Annotated in this window: 21 protein-coding genes; 8 read left to right on the top strand and 13 right to left on the bottom strand. The window is 64.5% G+C overall.

Annotated elements, in window-relative coordinates:
* Positions 1–239: 239 nt before the first annotated feature.
* The gene (locus CLU90_RS02055) at positions 240–1,526 is read right to left on the bottom strand and encodes a maltoporin (protein WP_100427057.1); all 1,287 of its coding nucleotides are present in this window, start codon (positions 1,524–1,526) and stop codon (positions 240–242) included.
* A 344-nt stretch (positions 1,527–1,870) separates the two neighbouring features.
* Between CLU90_RS02055 and CLU90_RS02050 the strand changes: the two genes are divergently transcribed.
* Together CLU90_RS02050 and CLU90_RS02045 are read left to right on the top strand one after the other, a co-directional pair.
* Entirely contained in the window at positions 1,871–3,784 is a 1,914-nt protein-coding gene (locus CLU90_RS02050) for a glucokinase (RefSeq protein WP_100427056.1), read from the top strand.
* Positions 3,768–4,826 (top strand): LacI family DNA-binding transcriptional regulator, encoded by a 1,059-nt coding sequence (locus tag CLU90_RS02045; RefSeq protein WP_092712985.1) that lies wholly within the window; start codon positions 3,768–3,770, stop codon positions 4,824–4,826. The genes CLU90_RS02050 and CLU90_RS02045 overlap by 17 nt, the downstream gene beginning before the upstream one ends.
* 20 nt (positions 4,827–4,846) lie before the next feature.
* Here CLU90_RS02045 and CLU90_RS02040 read toward each other — a convergent pair whose 3' ends face one another.
* From CLU90_RS02040 to CLU90_RS02020, 5 genes are all read right to left on the bottom strand, one after another.
* On the bottom strand, positions 4,847–5,299 hold the full coding sequence (locus tag CLU90_RS02040) for a hemerythrin domain-containing protein (protein ID WP_232731362.1): 453 nt from the start codon (positions 5,297–5,299) through the stop codon (positions 4,847–4,849).
* Between the two features lie 199 nt (positions 5,300–5,498).
* On the bottom strand, positions 5,499–6,419 hold the full coding sequence (locus CLU90_RS02035) for a carbohydrate kinase family protein (protein WP_092712983.1): 921 nt from the start codon (positions 6,417–6,419) through the stop codon (positions 5,499–5,501).
* On the bottom strand, positions 6,416–7,630 hold the full coding sequence (locus CLU90_RS02030; protein WP_100427054.1) for an AGE family epimerase/isomerase: 1,215 nt from the start codon (positions 7,628–7,630) through the stop codon (positions 6,416–6,418). The genes CLU90_RS02035 and CLU90_RS02030 overlap by 4 nt, the downstream gene beginning before the upstream one ends.
* Positions 7,631–7,698: 68 nt before the next feature.
* Entirely contained in the window at positions 7,699–8,700 is a 1,002-nt protein-coding gene (locus tag CLU90_RS02025) for a tetratricopeptide repeat protein (RefSeq protein ID WP_100427053.1), read from the bottom strand.
* Complete coding sequence (locus tag CLU90_RS02020) at positions 8,697–9,539, bottom strand: tetratricopeptide repeat protein (protein ID WP_100427052.1); 843 nt, start codon at positions 9,537–9,539, stop codon at positions 8,697–8,699. Before CLU90_RS02020 ends, CLU90_RS02025 begins: the two co-directional genes overlap by 4 nt.
* Before the next feature lie 134 nt (positions 9,540–9,673).
* On the opposite strand from CLU90_RS02020, the gene CLU90_RS02015 reads away from it, so the two are divergent.
* Complete coding sequence (locus CLU90_RS02015; protein WP_100427051.1) at positions 9,674–10,063, top strand: DUF1090 family protein; 390 nt, start codon at positions 9,674–9,676, stop codon at positions 10,061–10,063.
* Here the strand turns inward: CLU90_RS02015 and mmsB are convergent.
* The 3 genes from mmsB to CLU90_RS02000 form a co-directional block, all read right to left on the bottom strand.
* Positions 10,060–10,953 carry a 3-hydroxyisobutyrate dehydrogenase gene (mmsB, locus tag CLU90_RS02010; RefSeq protein ID WP_100427050.1) on the bottom strand — a complete coding sequence of 298 codons (894 nt, stop codon included), beginning with the start codon at positions 10,951–10,953 and terminating at the stop codon, positions 10,060–10,062. The genes CLU90_RS02015 and mmsB overlap by 4 nt on opposite strands.
* Positions 10,954–10,962: 9 nt before the next feature.
* A complete protein-coding gene (locus tag CLU90_RS02005) occupies positions 10,963–12,477 on the bottom strand; it encodes a CoA-acylating methylmalonate-semialdehyde dehydrogenase (RefSeq protein WP_100427049.1) in 1,515 nt (504 codons plus the stop codon).
* Between the two features lie 95 nt (positions 12,478–12,572).
* Positions 12,573–13,787: an ABC transporter substrate-binding protein gene (locus CLU90_RS02000; protein ID WP_100427048.1), complete on the bottom strand. Its 1,215-nt coding sequence runs from the start codon at positions 13,785–13,787 to the stop codon at positions 12,573–12,575.
* A gap of 124 nt (positions 13,788–13,911) precedes the next feature.
* On the opposite strand from CLU90_RS02000, the gene CLU90_RS01995 reads away from it, so the two are divergent.
* The 3 genes from CLU90_RS01995 to CLU90_RS01985 all read left to right on the top strand — a co-directional run bounded on the left by CLU90_RS01995 (position 13,912) and on the right by CLU90_RS01985 (position 17,378).
* Positions 13,912–14,829 (top strand): LysR family transcriptional regulator, encoded by a 918-nt coding sequence (locus CLU90_RS01995; protein ID WP_100427047.1) that lies wholly within the window; start codon positions 13,912–13,914, stop codon positions 14,827–14,829.
* Between the two features lie 40 nt (positions 14,830–14,869).
* On the top strand, positions 14,870–15,400 hold the full coding sequence (locus CLU90_RS01990) for an isochorismatase family protein (protein WP_100427046.1): 531 nt from the start codon (positions 14,870–14,872) through the stop codon (positions 15,398–15,400).
* A gap of 106 nt (positions 15,401–15,506) precedes the next feature.
* Positions 15,507–17,378, top strand: a complete 1,872-nt coding sequence (locus CLU90_RS01985) for a carboxypeptidase-like regulatory domain-containing protein (protein WP_100427045.1) — start codon at positions 15,507–15,509, stop codon at positions 17,376–17,378.
* Positions 17,379–17,384: 6 nt separating this feature from the next.
* Here CLU90_RS01985 and CLU90_RS01980 read toward each other — a convergent pair whose 3' ends face one another.
* From CLU90_RS01980 to CLU90_RS01970, 3 genes are all read right to left on the bottom strand, one after another.
* Positions 17,385–18,554, bottom strand: coding sequence for a DUF1624 domain-containing protein (locus CLU90_RS01980; RefSeq protein ID WP_100427044.1), 1,170 nt, complete (start codon positions 18,552–18,554; stop codon positions 17,385–17,387).
* Positions 18,555–18,701: 147 nt separating this feature from the next.
* Positions 18,702–20,804 (bottom strand): TonB-dependent siderophore receptor, encoded by a 2,103-nt coding sequence (locus tag CLU90_RS01975; protein ID WP_198511128.1) that lies wholly within the window; start codon positions 20,802–20,804, stop codon positions 18,702–18,704.
* 54 nt (positions 20,805–20,858) lie between these two features.
* Positions 20,859–21,779 (bottom strand): LysR family transcriptional regulator, encoded by a 921-nt coding sequence (locus CLU90_RS01970; RefSeq protein ID WP_100427043.1) that lies wholly within the window; start codon positions 21,777–21,779, stop codon positions 20,859–20,861.
* Between the two features lie 118 nt (positions 21,780–21,897).
* Here CLU90_RS01970 and CLU90_RS01965 point away from each other — a divergent pair, with 118 nt between their 5' ends.
* Together CLU90_RS01965 and CLU90_RS01960 are read left to right on the top strand one after the other, a co-directional pair.
* A complete protein-coding gene (locus CLU90_RS01965) occupies positions 21,898–22,884 on the top strand; it encodes a zinc-dependent alcohol dehydrogenase family protein (RefSeq protein WP_100427042.1) in 987 nt (328 codons plus the stop codon).
* A gap of 70 nt (positions 22,885–22,954) precedes the next feature.
* Positions 22,955–23,278 carry a hypothetical protein gene (locus CLU90_RS01960; protein ID WP_100427041.1) on the top strand — a complete coding sequence of 108 codons (324 nt, stop codon included), beginning with the start codon at positions 22,955–22,957 and terminating at the stop codon, positions 23,276–23,278.
* Positions 23,279–23,283: 5 nt separating this feature from the next.
* Here CLU90_RS01960 and bla read toward each other — a convergent pair whose 3' ends face one another.
* A complete protein-coding gene (gene bla, locus CLU90_RS01955) occupies positions 23,284–24,213 on the bottom strand; it encodes a subclass B3 metallo-beta-lactamase (protein WP_232731043.1) in 930 nt (309 codons plus the stop codon).
* Positions 24,214–24,236: the final 23 nt, after the last annotated feature.

Here is a 24,236-nt window from a genome sequence, read left to right as displayed (position 1 = left end):
CATTCCTTTTTTGATCAAGCTTTTAGGGGGCTTCGGCATACGGGGGCCGAAAAAGGTGAAATCTGCGCCTGTACCGGCGCTCTTGTGCTCAGACCCGATTGCAAACGGGCATCATCTTGGTGTAAAGACGGCGCCGTGATCCGTAACATGACTACATTGCATTTATATCACGGGACGGCGCCAAAAACGCATCCGCGAAGGATGCGCCAGGTTGATCTAGACTTACGACGCCTGCAAACTTAGAACCAGGTTTCCACTTGGAAACCGTAGGAGGTGCCGCTGGTATTGTTGTTGTAGATCGGGCCGCCGTTGTTCGACGCGTTGACCGAGGCGGTCGCCGCATCGTTCCACTTGCCGTACGTCACGAAAGCGCGCAGTTCAGGACGCGACCACAGGCCAGGACCGGCCGAGATCGTCGGGGCGATGGTCAGCTTGGTCAGGCGCTTGGCCGGCAGGCCGCCCGCTTGCGTCACGCGGTCCGTGCCCAGTTCGCCCACCAGCTTGAAGTTGTTGGTGAATGCGTACACGGGACGCACGCCGACCGAGGTCCAGGTCGAGGAACCGGTGGCGTTCGACTCGTCTTTTTGCCACAGGGCGACGAATTCCATGCCGAAGTTGGCCATCGGCTGGATCGCCATGTCATTGAAGATGCGCGTGCGTTTCACGTCCGAACCGAAATTGGTGTCGCCCGAAGCGCCGAACTGCGCGCCCTTGCCCGTGCCGGGACCGACGCCGTACTGCACGCCGAAGGTATTGCCGCCGCCGAAGACTTTCGCTTGACGGTGGAATGCCGACAACTGCCAGCCGTTATGCTTTTGGCCGAAAGCGTCGTTGTCCTTGCCTTCGCCGATGATGTAGGTCGCGGCCAGGTCCAGGGTGCCGTTTTCATTGACGGGAATCTCGCCGTAGATGAAGTTCTGGCGCACGGCGGACTTGGTGCTGACGACGCCGCTCTTCGACACGGTGTTGATGTCGTTGTCCTTGAAGAAGGCATACGAGAATTTACCCGGGCCCGCAGGAATGCGGTCCAGACCGGCACCCGTGCCGTTCATGTTGATGTATTGCAAGTCCAGCATGTGGATGTCAGGACGGTAGTAGAAACGCTTGCCGATCCAGGCCGTGCCGCCGTTCAGGAAGTCGAGTCCCTGCGCTTCGACATAGGCTTTGACGATGCTCAGCTTGTTGTCGCCGAAATCGGAGTTGGGCGCGTAAGCGTTGACCCAGACCGTGGCCAGGTAGTTCACGCCGCCGGAATTGGCGATCGACTTGGTGTAGCCGAATTCCGTGTAGGCATCGCACTCATTGCCCAGACGATATTTCATGGTATTGCCGCCCAAGCCGAAGCAGCCTTGCGAACCGCCGTCGCCCGAGGTATTGCTGCCGGCGCCAGCGCGCAGGTAGCCGTGGAAGCCTTCGGAGTCGGATGGGTACATGGGGTCGGCGGCAGCGGAACCGCTGGCGATGGCCAAGACGATGGCAGCGGGCAGTGTCTTCAACACGGCCTTCAACATGTTGCGATGCAGCATGGTAAGTCTCCTCAGTAGTTATTTTTTATCTAGTCATTCGTGGCCGAATGTACTGGCCAGAATTCTTTCCAGCAGGGACATAGTAACTATACTACGAACAAATATCAACATATTATGTTGTAATCCTACGACTACTCTGCGACACTTTCTTGCGTACCGATATACGGGTTGACTGCCCTGTTTTTTCCCGCCGACACCGCCGCATCCGGCACTGTGGACGGGCATTTGCGCAGCCACCCCGCATTTTTCGGCACGCGGCACGTATACGAATTAAAATCCTTGGTTTTTGCCATAACGACAGTGCGCGGCCACGACCGCGCACGCATACGAGACTAGGCACCGCCATGAAAATTGATGAAAAAATGGAAGTAGCAGGCAGCGATCCGGCGGAACGCTTCAGCGACGGGCCGCGCCTGCTGGCGGACATCGGCGGCACCAATGCCCGCTTCGTGCTGGAAACGCGTCAGGGCCACCTGGAAGCGGTAGCCGTGCTGCCCTGCGACGACTACGCTTCGCTGCTCGACGCCATCACGGCCTATATGGATAGCGGCGACGCGCGCGCCGCCGGTTCGGCGCGCGTGCGCCATGCGGCCATCGCCATCGCCAATCCCATCGATGACGACAATATCCGCATGATGAACCATCACTGGTTCTTCTCGATCGAGGCGATGCGCGCCGCGCTGGGCCTCGACACCCTGCTGGTGGTGAACGACTTCACGGCGCTGGCCATGGCCCTGCCCTACCTGCGGCCCGACCAGCGCCAGCAGATCGGCGGCGGCATGGCACGCGCCGACAGCGTCATCGGCCTGCTCGGCTCGGGCACGGGCCTGGGCGTGTCGGGCATGATCCCCGCCGAAGACCGCTGGATCGCGCTGGGCAGCGAAGGGGGCCACGTCAGCTTCGCCCCCTGCGACCAGCGCGAGATGGACGTGCTGTCCTTCGCCTGGCGCGAGCTGTCGCACGTCTCGGCCGAACGCCTCGCTTCCGGACGGGGGCTGGAACTGATCTACCGCGCCCTGTCCGAGCGCGCCGGCAAACCCGATGCGCCGCCGCTGCTGGCGGCCGACATCACCAGCCGCGCCCTGAACAATGAATGCGACGTGTGCCTCGAAGCGGTGGACTGCTTCTGCGCCATCCTCGGCTCCATCGCCGGCAACGTGGCCATGACCCTGGGCGCGCTCGGTGGCATCTATATAGGCGGGGGCATCGTGCCGCGCCTGGGGCCTTTGTTCGAACAGTCGCAGTTCCGCGCCCGCTTCGAACAGAAGGGCCGCCTGAACGAATACCTGGCGCAGATTCCCACCTTCCTGATCACGGCCGAACTGCCGACGTTTCTCGGCATCGCCGCCATCCTGGCGCAAAAGCTCAAGCGCGCCCATACCGGCGCGCCCGTGCTCGAATCCGTGCGCCAGGCGCGCGGCCGCATGAGCCCATCGGAATGCAAGGTGGCCGACTGGGTGCTGAAGGAACCGAACGCCATGCTGACCCTGCCGATCGCGGAAATCGCCCAGCGGGTGGGCGTCAGCCAGCCGACGGTGATGCGCTTTTGCCGCTCGATCGGCGTGCAGGGCCTGGCCGACTTCAAGTTGAAGCTGGCCTCCGGCCTGACGGGCGGCGCCATCACGGTGGCCCACTGCCACGTGGAGATTTCGGACTCCGACGCGGAACTGGCGCGCAAGGTGCTGGGCAATAATGCATCGGCCGCGCTGGCCATGCGCGACATGCTCGACGTGAAAGCGCTGACGGCCGCCATCGAACTGCTGCGCGGCGCGCAGCGCGTGGAGCTGCTGGCCGTGGGCAGCGCCCGCGTGGTGGCCGACGACATGCAGCACAAGCTGCTCAACCTGGGCATCGTCAGCAGCTTCTTTGCCGACCCGCAGGCGCAGGAAATGAGCGCCGCCATGCTCAAACCGGGCGACGTGGCGTTGGTCATTTCCCGTTCGGGCGCCCTGCCCGACCTGCTGCGCACCGTCAAGGTGGCGCAAGGCTGCGGCGCGCGCGTGCTGGCCATTACGGCCAGCGGTTCGCCGCTGGCCAAGCTGGCCGACGTGTTGCTGACCTTGAACCACCCGGAAGGCAATCTCAATTTCGTGCCCATGATCGTGCGCCTGCTGCAACTGATGATGCTCGACATCCTGTCGGTGGGACTGGCGCGGCGCGACACGGCGCAGCGCACCAGCGCCGCCGAACTGGAAGAAGGTCAATTGCACGGCATGCGCATCAGCGGCAAGCTGAAATTCGGTGGCCACCTCGAATAAGGCGGCGCACGCCGCACCAGACACCGCCAGCGGGGCCACCGTGCATGACGTGGCGCGCGTGGCCGGCGTGTCGGCCATGACGGTATCGCGCGTGATCAACGGGCGCGCCAGCGTCAGCACGGCCACGCGCGACAAGGTCGAGGCGGCGATCGCCAGCCTGCGCTACCAGCCCAACCTGGCGGCCAGGGCGGCCCGCACGGGCACCCTGCGCATCGGCCTGTTATACAGCAATCCCAGCGCCGCTTTTCTCAGCGAATTCCTCGTCGGCGCCATGGACCAGTGCCGCCAGGGCGGCGGCCAGCTGCTGCTCGAGCGCTGCGAAGACATGGACAGCCAGCGCGCCGGCATCGATTGCCTGGTGGCGGCCGGCGTGGACGGCATCCTCGTGCCGCCGCCCCTGTGCGATTCGCCCGCGGTACTGGCGCAGCTCAATCAAATGGGCATTCCCGTCATCGCCGTGGCTACGGCGCGCCCTTCGCCCGACGCCTCGGCCGTGCGCGTCGACGACTACGAAGGCGCGCTGGCCATGACGCGCCACTTGCTTGCGCTGGGCCACCGCGACATCGGCTTCATCGAAGGTGATCCGGCGCACACGCCCGCCCTGCTGCGCCGCCAGGCCTTCGAGGACGCCATGCGTGAAGCGGGCTTGCCGGTACCGCCGCACAGGGTGGCGCAAGGCTATTTTACGTATCGTTCGGGATTGGACGCGGCACGCCAGTTGCTGGCGCAAGCGCCGCACCCGAGCGCCATCTTCGCCAGCAACGACGACATGGCCGCCGCCACCCTGGCCGTGGCGCACGGCATGGGCTTGCAGGTGCCGGCGGAATTGAGCGTGTGCGGCTTCGACGACACGCCCGTCGCCACCACCGTCTGGCCCGAGCTGACCACCATCCACCAGCCCATCGCCGACATGGCGCGCGCCGCCGTCAGTCTTGTCATCGACGAAATCCGCCAGCGCCGCGCCGGGGAAACGGCGCCCGCCACGCATCATTTGATGGCGTTTACCTTGATGGAACGCGCATCGACGGGACGGGCGCGCTAGCCACGCGCGGCCATGGACGCTCACGCCTGCATGTCGGGCAGTTCGATTTCCCCCTTGCGCGCGGCGATCCGGCTGCCCATGGCTTGCAGGTCGAGTTCCGCGTCGCGCGCGCGCGGGAAAATCTCGCCCTCCTCTTCCAGCACGTGGTGATCGATCTGCTCGGAGAGTACCTTGACCTTGGCGTCGTATAAATCCTCTCCCGGTTCCATGGCGACGATCTGCGCGATCAGCTCCTTGGCCGATGCATGCTCGACGATGGCTTCATCGACGAGGTCTTCGTTCGAACGGCTGGCGTCGCGCACGGCGGGATAGAAGATTTCTTCTTCCACCATCGCGTGCTTGCTCAGTTCCTGGCATATTTTCAAGGCCAGCTTGCGCTTGCTGGCCAGCGAACGGTCGCTGAGGCCTTCATACTGTTCGAACAGTTCTTTGACGGTTTGATGGTCTTGCGTCAGCAGCTCGATCGCATCCATGTCCGGCATGCCTGCCTGTGTTTGGGAAACGGAAGCTGCCTGAGGTGATTGGGTGGCCATGATGTAGTCTCCAGTTGTACACATGAAGTGCACATTCTAGACAGCGCCCTGCGGCAGCCATGTAGGAGCATGGCTTACGACAAGGTAGGCCAAGCCCAAACGTGGCCACCTTGTTGACGCAGATCAGGCCAAGTCTGACTTAACTGACGACCGTGCGCGCCTCGAGCGACTGCACCAGCTCCACCGAAGGTGGCGCTGCGCCGGCCGCCAGGCAGGCGCCCGCCCCGGCCGCGACGGCAAAGCGCAAGTGCTGGCCGCCATCGGCGTCGGTGCGGTGCATCAGGCTGTACAGCAAGCCGCCGATGCTGGCGTCGCCCGCCCCCACCGAGTCGACCACTTCGATGACGGGCGGCGCCGCCTGCCATGTCCGTTCGCCCTGGTACAGGGCCGCGCCCTGCGCGCCGCGCGTATACAAATACGTGGCGTGCGGATTCCAGCTGCGCAGCATGGCAAACGCGCCATCGATGTCGCCGTGGCGGAACAGGCCGGCCAGGTCTTCATCGGACACCTTGATCACGTCGGCCAGCTCCGTCATGCGGCGCAGGGTGGCGTCGTAGCGTTCATCCATCATGATGCGGAAGTTCGGGTCATAGCTGATTTTCACGCCTGCCGCCTTCAGCTCCTGCGCCAGCGCCACCAGCTTGCCCGCCAGCGGTTCGCGCGCCAGGCTGATGCCGCCGAAATGCACCCATTGCGCCCCCTGCATCCAGCCGGCAGGCAAGCGCGCCGCGTCGAAATGCAGGTCGGCGCTGTCGTCGCCGATGAAGTAATAAGTGGGCGGATGCAGTTCGTGCACGATGGCCAGCAGCGGCGACTTCGCATGGCGCTGCAAAAAGCGCATGTCCAGGCCCGCCACGTCGGTCGCTTGCGCCAGCGCATCGCCGAAGACGTCGCAGCTGACGGCGCCCGCAAAGGCGCTGGGCACGCCCAGGCGCGCCATCACGCGCGCTACGTTCCAGGTCGAGCCGCCCACCTGGCTGCTCCAGGAATCGGCGCCCGTGCGCAGCATGTCCGTCAGCGCTTCGCCGGCCGATACAAAAGTCGGGAACATGGCACTCATGCCGCACCGCCAATCGCGTTCAGCACTTCATAGCAGGCGCCCATGGTGTGGTAATCGGTCTTGCCGGCCGGGCTTTTCTCCTTGCTGATTTTTTGGTTCTCGGGCGTCAGGATGCGGTACCAGGCGCCGTGTTCATGGTCGACGAAATGCTGCCAGCTGTAGTCCCAGATCTTGTCGTAGCTGTGCCAGTAGGCCTCGTCGCCCGTGCGCGCGGCCAGCACGGCGGCCGCGGCGAAGCTTTCCGCCTGCACCCAGAAGTATTTGTCGCCATCGCAGATTTCATCGTGCGGGCCGAAGCCGTAGTGGATGCCGCCATGCGCGCCATCCCAGGCCTTGGCCAGGGCCGTGTCGTACAGTTCGCGCGCGCGCGGCAGCAGCCAGTCGGACGGACCGGCCATGAACTTGGCGTGGCGCTCCATGATCAGCAGCAGCTTGGCCCATTCCGTGAAGTGGCCGGGCTGGTAGCCCCACGGGCGGAAGATATTGCTCTTGTCGTGCAGGTTGTAATTCCAGTCGATAGCCCAGTCGGGCGTGTAGTGCTCCCATATCATGCCGTTCGCCAGAGCCGCCTGGCGCACCGTGATGTTGTGTGCCAAGGTTTCGGCGCGGTGCAGATAGCGCGCTTCGCCCGTCGCCTCGAACGCGGCCAGCATGGCTTCGCAGGCGTGCATATTGGCGTTCTGGCCACGGTAGCCATCCAGAGCAGACCAGTCGGCGCTGGCCACGTCCGCATACAGGCCGTGTTCGGGCAGCCAGAAACGCTGCTCCATCAATTCGAACGTCTCGTCCAGGTAGGCGCGCGCCTCCGGCATCCCCGCCTGCAAGGCGTGGGCATAGGCGAGCAGCACGAAGGCCAGGCCGTAGCAGTGGTTGGCGCCGTCTTCGACCTGCTTGACGCCATCTTTCCACGACAGTTGCCAGGCGTAGCCGCCCGTGGCCGGGTCACGGTGCACATCGCGCAAGAAGGCCACGCCGTGGCGCAGGGCCGCCTGGTAATCGTCGCCGCCGAAATGGCGGTACGCCATGGCGTAATTGAAGATGAAGCGCGTGCTGCTGACCAGGTGGCGCGTGCTGGCGTCGTACACCGTGCCATCGTCGAGGAAGAAGTGGTAAAAGCCGCCGCTCGCATCGATGGCGCGCGGGTGATAAAAGTGCATCGTGTGCAGGATATGCGCTTCGAGCGTCGCCTTGGAGCGGAAATCGGGATTCATGGGTCTCTCATGATATTGTTATCGATAACAATGATGATAGCATGCCGTTTCCGCGCCGTCATGCCCGCTCAGGGCGTCTTGGCCAGCTTGAGCTTTTCACGCCACAGTGCGGCCTGCGCGGGATCGGCCGCCTGTCCCAGCTCGCCCTTGTCGTACACCCTGACCAGCCGTTCGATGGCTTCAGCATCGCCCTGCTTCGCGGCCAGCAGATACAAGGCAAAGGGTTCGGGCGCCGGACCTTGCCGGGTCGGGCCGCCACGCCCCTGCTCCAGCAGCCGCGCAAAACCCGTCTGCCCCGGCGGGCTTTTGGCGATGGCCGCCATCTCGTACCAGCCCAGGGCCGCTTCGTCGCTCTGCGGTGCGCCCTGCCCCACTTCATATGAATAGGCCACGTTGTTCAAGCCCGACGGATCGAGCGCCTTGGCCGACTTCATGTACCAGCCGAACGCTTCCTTGCGCTGCGCCTCGTCCTTCGCCGTCATCATCAGGCGGTAGCCGATTTCATTGTAGGCGGGGATGAAGCCGTTTTCAGCATAGTATTTGAGCCAGTGCAGCGCATGCGCCTGTTCTTCCGGGCTGCTGTGGATGTTTTCAAAGTGCTGGGCCACCGTGAAGTTGGCCAGTTCCACGCCTTGCGCGGCGCCCTTGCGCGACCAGTATTCGCCCAGCTTGCGGTCGATGGCCATGCCCTGCCCCAAGGTATAGGCCACGCCCAGGAAGGCCTGCGCGGGGCCATAGCCGCCTTCAGCCGATTTCTTCATCCAGGCCAGGCCGGCGTCATAGTCGCGCGGCGTGCCCTCGCCCCCATGCAGCATCTGCGCCAGTTCCAGCTGGGCGGCCGTGTCGCCCCCTTCCGCAGCGGCGCGCGTCTTGTCGAAGGCCGCGACCTTGTCCGGCGACAGGTCGGCCGGGCGGTTGACCACGGCCCGCACCCTTGCGCGCATGGCGTCCTGGCCGGACATGTCGAATTCCACGAGCGCCGGATGCTGGCGCGGCTTTTGCAGGGACGCTGGCTGCGCCAGCACGCTCTGCGCCAAGGCCAGGCTCAAGATGAACAGCATGGTCTTCATTTGTTTTCCTTTTCAGCCAATTTACCGCGCCATTCGGCGGCGTCTTCGGCATTCGCCTGTTGTCCCAGTTCGCCCTTGACGTACACATCGACCATGCGCCGCATGGCGGGCACGTCGCCGCTCCATCCCGCCCGCTCGTACCAGACCAGGGCCAGCTTGTCCGACTGTTTCACGCCCAGGCCCAGCTCGTGCGCGCGGGCCAGGTTGCGCATGCCGGCCGGCTCCTTTTCACGCGCCGATCTGTCATACCAGTGGAAAGCCTCGCCGCGCTGCTGCTCATCGGTGGCGGCGCGCATCAGGTGCTCGCCCAGCCCATTGTAGGCGGGCACAAAGTGCTGCTCGTTCGCCGCCGCCTTCAGCCAGGTGATGGCCAGCGCCTGCTCTTCGGCACTGCTGTGGCCATCGATGAATTCCAGCGCCAGGATGGTTTGCGCCAGTGCATCACCCTGCGCCACGCCCTTGCGCAACCAGTATTCTCCCTGCACGCGGTCGATCGGCACCTTGCCACCCACGGTATAGGCCAGGCCCAAAGCCGATTGCGCCGGCGCATAGCCGCCTTCGGCCGACTTGCGTATCCACGCCATCGACTGCGCCGTGTCTTGCGGCGTGCCCACGCCCAGCTGCAGCATGCGCGCCAGTTCCAGCTGCTCCTCGACGTCGCCTGTTTCCGCCAGCCTCCGCGTCTCGGCAAACTCGGCGATACTTTCCGGGCTATGGCTGGCCACATCCGCCCTGGCCTTGATGGCGATCAGCTGCAGGTCGAGCAAGGTGGGCGAAGTTTGCGCCAGGATGGGCAGCGGCAGCAGAAAAGGCAGCAGCAAGAGGAATTTCTGGGGCATGCGGCGGTGTCGGAAAGAAGAAAACACGCATGGTAGCCGATGCCGCGCCAGACAGGCGCGCACGGTACGCGAAGTTTGACAGGGCAAGCCGCCGGGCTTACATTGCACGGGCCCACCACTGACACAGGAAGACCATGAACCGCCTCGCCACCACCGCCTTGACCCTGCTGCTCGCCGCAGCCTCCGTGGGCGCCAGCGCCGCCGACACCCAGCTGGCCGGCTGCGCCGCCAAGCGCGAAAGCATCAGCAGCGAATTGCGCCAGGCGCAGGAACAGGGCTTGTCCGACAAGGTCGCGGGCCTCACGCGCGCGCTCGACGAAGTCAACGCCCACTGCCGCGACAGCAGCCTGGCCGAGCGCCACAACAAGAAGGTGCTGAAGGCGCAGGCCAAGGTCAATCAGACGGAGCGCTCGCTACGCCTGGCCCAGGAAGCGAATAAACAGCCGAAGAAGATCGCCAAGCTGGAAGGCAAGCTGGAAAAAGCCAAGGCGGAACTGGCCGCCCTGCAGGCGCAACAGCCTTAAGCCTTATCGCCCAACATCTGGTAGATGCTGGAAAAATCCAGCGCGCCCGATCCCGCCTTGCTGTGCAAACTGTATAAATTGCGCGACAAGGCGCCCAGCGGCACGGAGGCTCCGCTGGCCAGCGCGCTTTCCACGGCCAGCCCCAGGTCCTTGAGCATCAGGTCGACGCCAAAGCCGCCCGTATAGCCGCGCGATGCGGGCACGTTTTCCGCCACGCCGGGACACGGGTTGTACACGTCCAGGGTCCAGTTGCGGCCCGAGCTTTTCGCCATCACGTCCGACACCACCTTCGGGTCCAGGCCATTGGCCACGCCCAGGCGTATCGCTTCGCTCGTGCCGATCATCAAAATCCCCAGCAGCATGTTGTTGCAGATCTTGACCGTCTGGCCGCAGCCCGAGCCGCCCGCATGGAAGATGGCCTTGCCCATGACGTCCAGGTAGGGCCGCGCCGCCGCCAGCGCGGATGCTTCGCCGCCCACCATGAAGGTCAGGGTGCCGTTGGTGGCGCCCGCCGTGCCGCCGGAAACAGGCGCGTCCAGCATGGGCAAGCCCTGCTCCTGCGCCGCGCGGCCCACCTGGCGCGCCGCCTCGGTGGAAATCGTCGAACAGTCGATCAGCAAGGTGCCGGGCCGCGCCTGCGCCAGGATGCCCGCGTCTCCAAGGTACGCGCCGAGAACATGCCGGCTGGCCGGCAGCATGGTGATGACGATGTCGGCCTGGCCTATCGCCGCCGCCTGGTCATCGGACACCAGGCCGCCGCCATCGGCGAACTGCCGCACGCTGGCCGGCACCAGGTCGAAACCCGTCACCGCATGGCCGGCGCGCACGAGGTTTTGCGCCATGGGCAGCCCCATGTTCCCCAGGCCGATGAAAACGATATTGCTCGTCATGACATCCCCTTATTTCATCGAGATGGTGGTATTGACGCCGCTGCCGCCGTCGTCCGGGGCGAACCAGCGCGCCGTGACGGTCTTGGTCTGCGTCCAGAAGTACAAGGCCTGCTTGCCGTTCGGGCCCAGGTCGCCCAGTTTCGACGCGCGCGAGCCCGTAAAGCTGAAGTAGGCGACGGGCACGGGGATGGCCACGTTGATGCCCACCTGCCCCACGTCGATCTCGTTCTGGAATTTGCGCCCGGCCCAGCCGGACGAGGTGAAGATCGAGGTGCCGTTGCCGTTCGGGTTGGCGTTGATGAAGGCGATGGCCTGGTCCAGGGTATCCGTCTCGACGACGCACATGGCGGGGCCGAAGATTTCCTGCGTGTAGACGGAGTTCGATGCGGCCACCTTCGAGAAAATCGTCGGCCCCATGAAGTTGCCGCCCTCATAGCCGGCCACCTTGTGGCCGCGGCCATCGAGCAGCAGTTGCGCGCCTTCGTCCACGCCTGCCTGGATCAGCTTTTCCGCGCGCTGCATGGCCGCTTTCGACACCATCGGTCCCAGGTCCGCCGTGCGGTCGCTGCCCGGCCCCACTTTCAGGGCCTGCGAGCGGGCGACGATTTCCGGCAGCCAGGATCGCGCCTCGCCCACCAGCACGACGACGGAATTGGCCATGCAGCGCTGGCCGGCCGCGCCGAATGCCGCGCCGATCAGGTTATTGATCGCCTGCTCCTTGTTGGCGTCGGCCAGCACCACGCAATGGTTTTTCGCGCCCATCATCGATTGCGCGCGCTTGCCCGATTCGCTGGCGCGGCGGTACACATGCGTGCCCACGTGGGTGGAGCCGATGAAAGAGACGGCCTTGATGTCGGGATGGTCGCACAGCATGTTGACGACGTCCGCGCCGCCATGCACGACGTTCAGCACGCCCGCCGGCAAGCCCGCCTGGTACATCAGTTCGACCAGGTACATCGACGATGACGGGTCCTGCTCCGATGGTTTCAATACAAAGGTATTGCCGCAGGCGATAGCGATCGGGAACATGAAGCATGGCAGCATGACGGGGAAGTTGAAGGCCGTGATGCCGGCGCCCACGCCCAGCGGCTGGTAGATGTTGTAGACATCGACGCCGGTGGCCGCGTTTTCCGCGATCTCGCCCAGCTGCAGGGTGGCGATCGAGCACGCGTGCTCCACCACTTCCAGGCCGCGCATCACCTCCCCTTCCGCGTCGGGCAGGGTCTTGCCATGCTCGCGCGTGATCAGTTCGGCCAAAGTCCCAATGTTTTCGCGGATCAGGTGCTGGTACTTGAGCATGATGCGCATGCGCGCGGCCAGCGGCGTATTGCGCCAGGTCTTGAACGCTTCCTTGGCCGTGGCGACGGCCAGGTTGACTTCGTCCGGCGTGGAAAACGGCACCTTGGCGACGATTTCCTGCGTGGCCGGGTTGATGACGTCGCGCCATTCGGTGCTGGTCGAAGCGTGGTGCTTGCCGGCGATGTGCAGGGGGACAGCAGGGACTTGGGTGAGGGCTTGGTTCATGGTGTGCTCCGTGATTGACTAGTTACCCCAAGAGCAGATTCCGGGGTCGGACCCTGAGGGTCCGACCCCGGATTTTTCGCCGTTAGGGGTGAAAATTATTTTTTAACGAGGTTGCACGCCGCCGCATCCATAGTCTTGAACGCCTGGTCCGCGGGGATGGTCGACAGCACTTTCAGGTAGTCCCACGCGCCTTTCGATTCGGCCGGGGTCTTCACCTGCACCAGGTACATGTCGTGGATGACGCGGCCATCGGGGCGGATCGAGGCGTTGTTCATGACGGCGTCCTTGATCGGCAGTTCGCGCATTTTCTGGGCGACGATCTTCGAATCGTCGCTCTTTGCCGCGGCCACCGATTTCAGGTAGTGGTAGACGCTCGAATACACGCCCGCCTGCACCATGGTCGGCTTGGCGCCCTTGTTGAGCGCCTCGAAACGCTTGGCGAACGCGCGGCTGCGGTCGTCGTAATCCCAGTAAAAGCCGTCCGCATAGACGAGGCCCTGGGCCGTTTCCAGGCCCAGCGCGTGCACGTCGGACAGGAACACGAGCAAGGCGGCCAGGCGCTGGTCCTTGCCGCTGCCGATGCGGAACTCGCGCGCCTGCTTGATGGCCGACACCGTGTCCGCGCCGCCGTTGGCCAGGCCGATCACCTGCGCTTTCGAGCCTTGCGCCTGCACCAGGAAGGACGAGAAATCGGACGCGTTGAGCGGATGGCGCACGGCGCCCACGACGGTGCCGCCATTGCGCTTGACGACATCGCTGGCATCCTTTTCCAGCGAGTGGCCGAACGCGTAGTCGACGGTGACGAAGTACCACGATTTTTGCCCCAGCTTGGTCAGCGCCGCCGCCGTGCCGGCCGCCTGCGAATACGTGTCGAACATCCAGTGGAAGCCGTTCGGCGAGCAGTCTTCGTTCGTCAGGCGCGTGGTGGCCGGGCCGCTGAACATGGCGATGCCGCCCTTCTCTTTCATCAGCTTTTGCACGGACAGGGCCACCGAGGAATTGGTCAGATCGGCGATGGCGTCGACCTTGTCGCGGTCCAGCCATTCGCGCGCCTTGGAGGCGGCGATGTCGGCCTTGTTCAAGTGGTCCGCAGACAGGATTTCGATCTTCATGCCCTTGCATTCGGCTTTCAGGCAATCCTCGACGGCCATCTGGCTGGCGACGACGGAGCCGCGCCCGCCCATGGCCGAATACGGGCCGGACATGTCGGTCAGGATGCCGACCTTGACGACGCCATCGGAAATCTGCGCCTGCGCGCCAAAGGACAGGGAAAGCGCCAGCGCGCCCATGGCCAGAACGGTCTTTTTCATGCAATGTCTCCTGATGGGTAAGGTTTTTCTTATATGTTTATCTGCATTCTGCATGTGTAAAAATATGCACTCAAGTGAAATTAATGCATAATTCCTTTGCAAAAATGCACAGAGAGGGTTTGCCATGCTCGATTGGGATAATGTACGGGTCTTCCTGGAACTGACGCGCAGCGCCGGCCTCGTCGATGCGGCGAAAAAGCTGGGCATCGACCACTCCACCGTGTCGCGGCGCATGCGCAAGTTCGAGGAGCAGGTGGGCACGCAGCTGTTCGACCGCAATTACGTGGGCTACCAGTTGACGCCCGAAGGCCACCGCCTGATGGAATACGCGGAAACCATGGAAAGCACGGTGTTTGCCGCCACCGAGGAACTGGGTGAACATAACCGGCTGCTGTCGGGCCAGGTGCGCCTGGGCGCCACCGAGGGCTTCGGCGCCATCGTGCTGGCGCCCCACCTGGCGCAGTTTTGCGGCCGCTACCCGCACATCAGCGTGGACCTGATCGCCGTGCCCCGTTTCGTCAGCCTGTCCAAGCGCGAGGCGGACGTGGCCATTTCCATCGAGCGCCCCCTGTCCGGTCCGTATGTCGTGACGAAATTGTCCGACTACCGGCTGAAACTGTACGCCACGCCAGCCTACCTGGCGCGCCATGCGCCGATTACCAGCGTGGCGCAGCTGGCGCAGCATCCGATCATCGGCTACGTGGACGACCTGGTCTTCAGTTCGGAACTGCGCTACATGGACAACGTGGCGCCCGATTCCCTGCGCGCCTTTCGCAGCACCAGCGTGATCGCCCAGTATCACGCGGCGCGCGCGGGCCAGGCGCTGGCGATCCTGCCCTGCTTCGTGGCCCAGCAGTCGAACGAACTGGTCCCCGTGCTCGACGGCGAGATCGACCTGCTGCGCGCCTTCTGGATGATTTCACCGAGCGAACGGCGCAATATCGCCCGGGTCAGCGCCCTGTGGAATTACCTGCGCAGCGCCATCGATTTGAATCACGCCTACCTGATGGGCGAAACGGCCGTGCCCAGCTGGCCAAGCTGACCGCGCTACACTGTCGCCACATGCCAATAAGGAGAACGCCATGCTGATGGATGCGAACCAGGCCGTGCTGGTCATTGTCGACCTGCAAGGCCGCCTGATGCCGGCCATCCACGATGCGGGCCTCGTGCTGGCGCAAAACCTACGCCTGGCAAAGATTGCCCGCCTGCTCGACGTGCCCGTGCTGGGCACGGAACAGAACCGCCAGGGACTGGGGCCGAACGTGGAAGAGATCGCCGCCCTGTGCGAACGGACCTTGCACAAGACGCATTTTGGCGCCTGTTTTGACGGCTTGCAGCAGATGCTGCCCGCCGGGCGCAAACAGATCGTCGTCACGGGGTGCGAAGCCCACGTGTGCATGCTGCAGACGGCCATCGGCTTGCTGGAGCTGGGGTACGAGGTCATCATCGCCATCGACGCCGTCGGCTCGCGCCAGGCGGCCAGCCGCGACGCGGCCCTGGCCCGCCTGGACAAGCTGGGCGCCCACCTGGTGACGGTGGAGATGCTGGCCTTCGAATGGCTGCGAGACTGCAAGCACCCGCGCTTCCGCGAGGTATTGGCGCTGATTAAATAGAAAGCAGGTTTAAGCCAGATCAAGCCCGACGGCTGCCCATTTGCTAGCTTGGTAACAGCGCCCCCATTCCGAGCGGCGCGCCGTCCACATCAGCAAGGGAGCCATCATGGCCTACATCCTGCGGGGCAAGCTATGCGGCTTGATCTGTGCCGAGTGTCCTGAAGCCTTGTCCCACGTCATCGTGCGCCTGTACCGGCCGCGCGAGTCGCAAAACGTCACGGCGCTGGCCATGGCCAGCGCCAAGGAAACCTTCGCCATCCTCACGGAAGAAGAGGTGCAGGCGAAAGCACCGTTCCTGCTGGCCGAAGCGCGCACGGACGAGGACGGCAACTACAGTTTCACACTAGACGGCGATTACCGGGGCGAGGCCGTGGAAGTCGACATCCTGTGCCCTACCGTGCCGCAGTTGAAACCGGGGCCGAAAGACCCCGTGCCGCTGCAGTTTTCCATCACCACCATCCAGCCCCGCTGGCGCCAGGCCGAGAACGACTTCCTCGCCATCTGGGACTATTGCCTACCGCAACGCTTCTGGTGCCTCGTACGCGCCCGCTTCGGCGCCTGGACCATCTGCGGCCGCCTGCGCACCTGCGACGCGCCCCACGCGCCGATCGCCGGCGCCACCGTGCGGGCCTTCGACGCCGACTGGCTGCAGGACGATGCGCTCGGTGTCGCGGTGACGGACGCCAGCGGGCGCTTCCGCATCGATTACCTGACGTCCGACTTCACCTTGACGCCTTTCTCTCCGTTCATCAACGTGGAGTTCGCCAGCGGGCCCGACGTGTATTTCACGGCGCAGCTGGGCAGCGTGCCCATCCTGTCGGAAACGCAGGCCAACGGCCGCCAGCCGGGCCGCGAAAACGTGGGCCATTGCTTCTGCGTGGAATTGTGTTCGAAAGAAGTCCTGCCGCCCGACGTGGAAGGCGTGCCCCACTGGCAGCAGGTGGAAGTCTTCGACATCCACCCGTTTCCCTCGCTGGCCGGCTTTTCCGCGCAAGGCTATGCGGGCGGCGCCGGCGCTTCGTACGTGTTCGCCGGCGGCGTCACCCTGAAAGGCAATTGCCCGTTGCGCAATAGCGCCATCCCCGCCAACCCGCTCGAATACCGCTTTCTCATCGGCGAATGGACCTGGCCCGGCGGCAACGACGACCCGACGGTCATCCCCTCGGTGGCGCCCGCCAGTCTGGCGCCGTTGACGCAAGTGCTCGGCACGCACGTCGGCTATGTGTTTTATACGAACGGACTGGGTCTCGGCGATTCGGCGCCCGTCATCATCGACGCGGGCGATCTGAAACCGGGCGGCTGGATACGGGTGGACGGCAAACCCGTCACCGTGGACATGCGCGACGGCACGACGGCCATCGTCAACGTGGCGCCCAACATCTTCCTGCGCACGTTCGACTTGCTGACCGTGAATACGCCGGCCATCACGAGCTTGCATCCGGCCAAGCTGCCGGGCGGCTTGCCCATCCTCGACGCGGGCCGCAGCCTGGCGGCGGCCGAGAGCGAACCGATACGCCGCTACCGCCTGGGCTTCGAGGTGCGTGACGGCATCAGCCTGGCGCTGGTGGCGACGGACGGGCTCGATTCCATCGTCTTCGACAACTCGCCCGTCATCGTGGCGCTGGACCTGGAAGAGCTGCGCAGCAATGCCTGCAATCCCATCGCGGGCGGCCTCGTGCATATCCTGTACACGATAGACCACCCGCATCTGCGCTTTTTCAATATCACGATTTCCAACAACAACGGCATCACGCATCCGCCGCCACCGCTGCCGGCCGCCAGCTTCACCCCGCCGCCACCACCGAGCAACTATCTGTTCCGTGGCGGCGCGGGCGGGCCTCACTTATCGGGCAACAATGGCGGCTTCCCCGTCAACGTGGCGCTCGATCCGCCGTGCGCCTACCGGGTGGCCATCGGATGGCAGACGCGGCATTACCTGGCGTCCAGCCACAGCATCGACAGGCTGTACTGCAAATAGGCGAACTCAGAAGTAGCGCACCCACGCCTGTTTCGACGTGCGCTTGTAATTGGCAAATGCGCGGCAAGGAAAATACAGCACGGGCATCAGGGCCAGTGCGATCAGCCACACTTGCCAGATGTGCTCGACGCCATAACGGTCGCCATGGTTGGCACCCAGCGCGGCCGTCAAGGCGATACGGATGACCAGCAGCAGGTACAGGTGCAGCAGATAGTAGAACATGGGCGCGCCGCCGAAGGTGGCGCAAGCGCGCGTAAACCAGTTATCGACGCTTTCCAGCCAGGCCATGCCCAGCAAGCCCAGGCCCAGGGTGAACAGCAAAAAGTCCAGCGATGGCGGATATTTGGTGAAGTTCAGCACGTTCATGGCCGTGCGCAAGGCCGTGTCGCCGGCCACCCACGGCAGGGTTTCGCCATAAATATTCAAGCCGCGCAGCACGGCCAGCAGCAGCAAGCTGCCGCCGCCCAGCGCCAGCAGCCAGCGGCGACGGCTTTCGGCGGACAGCCCGCGCGCATACAGGGGCCCGGCAGCATAACCGAGCACGATCACGCCTATCCACGGCAGCAGCGGATAGCTGACCTTGATCTTCATGGCGCCATCGGCGACCAGATAACCGCGTTGCAGCAGCACCGTCAGCAGATAGTAGCCAAGGCTGCCCTCTTCCGCGCGCAGCCAGGTAAACAAATGCTGTCCCGCGATGATCGCCACGCCCAGCACGACCAGCGCTTTCAACGGGAGTTTATGCAGCACGGCCAGCGCCATCATGGCCAGGCCGATGACCCAGATCACCTGCAGATACAGGATCGCCGGCATGAAAGTGCCCATCCAGGCAAAGTTGACGAACACGAGTTCCAGCACGACGAGCAGCAGGCCCCGCTTGAACAAAAAGCCGGCCGCGCTGCGCGGGCCGGCGGCCGGATGCGCATACAGCCAGGCCGACAAACCCGTCAAAAAGACGAACATGGGCGCGCACACGTGGGCGGCCAGGCGCGTGAAGAACAGGGCCGGATCGACGTGGGCCGCATCCATGGGGTCGCCCACCTGGTGGTGCAGGAATACCGTTTCGCGCACATGGTCGAACAGCATGATCAGCATGACGAGGCCGCGCATGACGTCGATGACGGCGATGCGGGTGCGCAGGGTGGTAGTGGAAGTCAGGGGAGTGGGAACGGTCATTTATTCATTTTAAATGTAAGGATAAGAGTAGCGTGCGTACCCCAACAGCAGAAACTGGGGTCAGTTCCTTCGGAATCGGAATATGCCCCATTGGGGCATATTCCCCCGGCGGGTCCGACCCCGGCACTTTGCTGTTGGGTGAATACATCAAAACCTGTAATGCGCATTCAACGTCACCGTGCGCTCCGCCCCCGGCGCCACCCACAGCTGGCTGTAGGAACTCGCATAGTAGCTGCGGTTGAACAGGTTTTCCACGTTCAAAGCCAGGCGCAGTTTGGCGTTGGGAGAGTAAGACGCCAGCAGCTTGGCCGTCGTATAGGCTGGCAGGGTAAAGCTGCTGCTGATGGCGACGTCGCCCAGGCGCTCGCCCACGTATTGCAGGCCGCCGCCCACGCTGGCCGTGCCCGTACCCAGCGCGAATTGCTGCGTGGCCAGCAGGTTGGCGCTGTGGCGCGGCACGTTGGCGAAGCGGCTGCCCGTGGCGATCGTATTGTCGCCGCGCGTGACGGTGGCGTTGGTGTAGGCATAGGCGCCCGAGACGCGCAAGCCGCGCGCCATTTCGCCCGACACGTCGAGCTCCAGGCCCCGGCTGCCCACCTCGCCCGCCGGGATGGCGAAGTCCGTGTTGGCGGGATTCGTCGTCAGCACATTGCTCTTGCGGATGTCATACACGGCCACGGTGCCCGTCAGCTTGCCCGTTTCCAGCTTGGCGCCCAGCTCATACGAGCGGCTGCGCTCGGCCGGAAACGCCTGGTTGGCTATGCTGATGCCGCTGTTGGGCCGGAAGCCCTTGGCCGCGCTCGCATACAGCGACCACGCCTTCGTCGGCTGGTAAACGACGCCCGCGCGCGGGCTGGTGGCCGACAGCGACTGGCGGTTGCTCACGCGCAGGCGATTATTCGTCACGTCCTGCGTGTACGTATCGTGGCGCACGCCGACCAGCGCCTTCCATTGCGCACCCAGGTCGATCTGGTCCTGCGCATACAGTCCCCGCGCCCTTTGCCCTTCCTGCGTATCGATGGACAGGGCCAGCGGATCGGCCTTGCCGCCGTACACGGGATTGAAAATATCGATGGCATAGGCATTCGCGGCCGAGGGATTGCGGCGCAGCTGCACCCGGTGGTCATCGAAATGATAGGCATCGACGCCGGCCAGCACCTCGTGCGCCAGCGTGCCCGTGGTGAACTTGCCCAGCACTTCAACGCGTGCCGACACGTCGGTGGCCGAAAAATCGCGGTGGCGGCGCTGGCGGTTCAAGGTGCGGCCATCGGCCAGCAGCTTGCTCGCCTCGGTCGAATAGCCGCGCAATTCGCTGTCACGGTAGGACGCCCCCGCCTGCACCGTCCAGGCGTCGGACAGCGCGTGGTGGATGAACAGCTGCTGCCCCAGCGACTTGACCGTCACGGGGCCGTCTCCCGGCTCGCCCAGAAAGCGTGACACGGGGACAAGTCCCAGCTGGCCATTCACGGCGACGACGCCGCGGTCGAACGGCGCGCGCTGGCGCACCGCCTCGATTTCATACGACACGGTCGTGTGCTCGCCCAACAGCCAGAGGAAGGACGGAGAAAACAGGCTGCGCTCGACTTTCACCGTATCGCGGAAGCTGTGCCCTTCCTCATGCGCCGCGTTCAGGCGGTAGGCGATGGTGCCGCTCAACGGTCCCGTCAAGTCGACGGCGGCGCGGCGCGCCTGGAAACTGCCGAGCGATACATCGGCACTGGCTTCGGGCGCGAACTTCGGCTTTTTCGTCGTGATGTTCACCGTGCCGCCTGGCTCGCCCCGGCCGTACAGGGCGGAGGCCGGGCCTTTCAGTACTTCCACGGCCTGCGTGTTGCCGCCGTCGCGCATGCCGTTGTAGCCGCGGCTGGAACTGAAACCGTTGACCATGTAGTCGGAACCGAAATTCGGGTCGCCCGTAAAGCCGCGCATGGCATAGCTGTCCCACAGGCCCCCCAGCGGGCTTTGTTTTGCAATGCCGCTGGCCAGGTCCAGCGCGCCGGCCAAAGTCGTCACGCCCGCGTCGCGCAGCAGATCGCCGGTCAGCACGCGCACGCTTTGCGGCAAGTCCATCAGCAAGGCGTCCGTCTTGGTCGCGCCCGTGGCGGACAGGCTGCGGTAATGCTGGCGCTCGGCCTTGACGGTGACGACGTCCTGCGCGTCGAGCGTGTCGGCGGCAGGGTCAGCTGCCAGCGCCAGGGGACTGGCGGCGGCCAGCAAAAGCGCCACGGGGCGGCGTAAAAATACGGACATGGGATTCCTGACGATAGGCAATTCAATGCAATAGGCTTGCATTATAATTGATAATCAATTCTCATTAAAGCCTTCCTCAACAATCTGCGCCAAAAACTCCACGAACACCCGCACCTTGGCCGCGCGCAGCTGGCGCGGGTGGAACAGCGCCCACAGGTCCGGCCCCCGCGTGCGGAACGGTTGCAGCACGGGCACGAGACTGCCTTCACGCAGCGGCTGCAGCACGGAAACGGACAGCGCCTGCACGATGCCGCAGCCGGCCTGGGCGGCGGCAATCATCGATTCAATATGGTCGAAGGCCAGGGCGGCCGGCGGCGTGTGCGCATACGCGGCAGCGCCCGCCTCTGCCTCCTTGGCCTGGAACAGCCACGGCCGCACCTGGCGCGATTTCGGATAGAGGAAATGCAGGCAGGCAAACTGGTCCAGTTCCTGCGGCGTGCGCGGCAGGCCATGCCGCGCAACAAAGACGGGCGAGGCGCAGCACAGGTAATCCATCTTCAGCAGGCTGCGCGCCACCAGCGATGAATCCTGCGGCTCGCCGATGCGCAGCATCACGTCGATGCCCTCTTCCACCATGTCGACCAGGCGGTCGCTGACGGTCAGGCGCAGGGAAATGTCGGGATAGGCGGCAGTAAAACGGGGCAAGGCGGGCGCCACCAGGTTGCGGCTGATGCTGCTGGGCATATCCACGCGCAAGCTGCCCGACGGTTTCCCGGCCGCTTGTTCAAGACTGGATTCCAGCGCGGCCATATCGGCCAGCATCTGGCGCGCCTGCGCGTGGCACTGCCGGCCTTCCGCCGTCAGCGACATGCTGCGCGTGGTGCGCTGCAAGAGGCGCACGCCGAAGTGTTTTTCCAGCGCCGCCACCTGGTTCGTCACGGACGAGGTCGAAATACCCAGGCGCTGCGCCGCCTTGCTGAAACCGCCCGCCTCGACCACGGCGCAAAACACCTGCATCGCTTCCAGCCTGTCCATGCATTTCCTCCTGTTTGACTATGATTATCCACGATACTGAAATAGTGCATGGGGCCGCGCCCCGTTTTTCTTTGCGCCATCCCCGCCCAGACTGGGGCATCAACCACAGGAGAATCCCATGCAAGCCCTCGTCCTCACCAGCTTTGCCGCCCCCATGAGCATCGCACACCTGCCCGTGCCGCAGCCCGGCCCCGGGCAAGTCCTCGTGCGCATCGCCGCCAGCGGCGTCAATCCGCTCGACACGAAAATCGCCGCCGGCGCCGCCCCGCACGCCCGGCCCCGCCTGCCCGCCATCCTCGGCATCGACGTGGCCGGCACGGTGGAGGCCGTCGGCGATGGCGTGACGACTTTTCACGTTGGCGCAACAGTGTATGGCATGGCGGGCGGCATAGCCGGCATCCAAGGCTCGCTGGCCGAGTACGGCGTCTTCGACGCAGCACTGCTGGCGTCCGTGCCGCCAGCGCTGGGCATGCGCGAGGCGGCCGCCCTGCCCCTCGTCTTCATCACGGCCTGGGAAGGTTTAGTGGATCGCGCCCGCGTGAAGGCGGGCGACAGCGTGCTCGTGCATGGCGGCGCGGGCGGCGTGGGCCACATGGCCGTGCAGCTCGCCGTCGCCCTTGGCGCCACGGTGTTTGCCACGGGCAGCGCGGCCAGCCGCGACGCCATCGAAGCACTGGGCGCCCGTTTCATCGATTACCGGACCAGCACGGTGGACGATTACGTGGCCGAACATACGGGCGGCGCCGGCTTCGACATCGTCTACGACACGGTGGGCGGCGCCACCCTGGACGCCAGCTTCCAGGCGGCACGCCTCTATGGCGGTCACGTCGTCAGCTGCCTGGGCTGGGGCACGTTCGCGCTGAGCCCGCTGACGGCGCGCGCGGCGACGTACTCGGGCGTGTTCACCCTGCTGCCCCTGTTGAGCGGTGAGCATCACGCGCGCCATGGGGCCATCTTGCGCGAAGCCAACAAATTAATCGAGGCGGGCAAGCTGCAGGTGCGGCTCGATCCTCGCCGCTTTACCCTGCGCACGGCGCATGAAGCGCACGCGGCGCAGATGGACGGCAGTGCGCGCGGCAAGTTGGTGGTGGAGGTAGAGGATTGAACGCCGCTTGTTTCCTGCACGATCAAACGTTAATATGCAAGAATTAACTTGCATATTAACGGAGCTCTTGATGCGTGAAAAGCTGGAAAACCTGCTGGCGCAGGGGCGCGACAGCGCGCTGCTGCGCTTTGGCCTGGGTGATGCCTGTCTGAAAGATCATGACGCCGAGCAAGCTGCCCTGCACCTGGCGCAATCCACGGTGCAGCAGCCCGGCTATTCCGCCGCCTGGAAACTGCTGGGCAAGGCCTTGCACCAGCTGGGCCGGCTGGATGAAGCGCAGGCCGCCTGGGCCACCGGCGTGACGGTGGCCCGGCAGCAAGGCGACCTGCAAGCCGGCAAGGAAATGACGGTGTTTCTGAAACGCCTGCAAAAACAGCGGCAGGCGGCGGAGTAAAAAGCTTAATGCGCGTGCGCCGCGCCCTTCGCTTCGGCAGGCAAGGCCACGCCCCGCTCTTTCGCCAGGCGCTTGGCCAGCAAGCCGCCCGCTTCGGCCGCATAGGCGCGGCAGGCGTTGGCGTCGATCAGGGGATTGTCTTGACCGCTGCGCCTGGCGGCCTTGCCCAGCACGTCCGTCGTGCCCGGATGCACGGGGATGATGATGTCGCATGGCAAGGTAGCCACCTTGGCGATGCTCGCTTCGAACGAGGCCGAAATATCGGGCGTGCCGCCTTTGCCCGTGTAAGTGAAATCGCCGCTCGAATACGGGTTCAGGCTGTCCGCATACACGACGTCCAGGCAGCGCTGGCCTTCGCACGAGGTCCACGTCCACGTCGTGCCGCCGGGAGTGTGGCCCGGCGTCATGTGGGCCGTCAGGGTCAACGGTCCCACCTTGACGGTATCGCCCTCGCCTACCAGGCTGACCTTGCTTACCTTGGCGACGTGCACGACGGGATCGGCCTGGTACTGCGGATCGTCCTTGCCGTTGGTGCCGCTTTGCAGCACGGGAGCGGCCGCCGCGCTGGCCATCACGGTGGCGCCGCTCGCCCGTTGCAGCGCGGCGATGCCGCCCGCATGGTCCCAATGGGCGTGCGAATTGAGGATGTATTTTACGTCCTCGATACGAAAGCCCAGCGCCTTGATATTTGCGATGATCAGGGGCGCCGATTGGGGCAGCGCGCCGTCGAGCAGGATATGGCCTTGCGGACTCGTCACCAGCACTGCGGACAGGCCGGCCGTGCCCACATACCAGGTATTGCCAAAGACATTGAACGGCTTGACGGGCGCGTTCCATTCCTTGCAATTGTCGCAATTTACCGGTTTATCCTGCACGGTCGCCGGCGTCTTCGCCTGCACCGTAGCAGCCGCCATGGTCGCAACCGTAGCCAGCATCAACTTCGCCAATAGTGTCATCT

Origin of the sequence: Janthinobacterium sp. 67 (assembly GCF_002797895.1) — a bacterium.
Classification (GTDB): Bacteria; Pseudomonadota; Gammaproteobacteria; order Burkholderiales; family Burkholderiaceae_D; genus Janthinobacterium.
The sequence above is the reverse complement of the archived record's forward strand: the minus strand, read 5'-3'. Positions and strand labels throughout refer to the sequence as shown.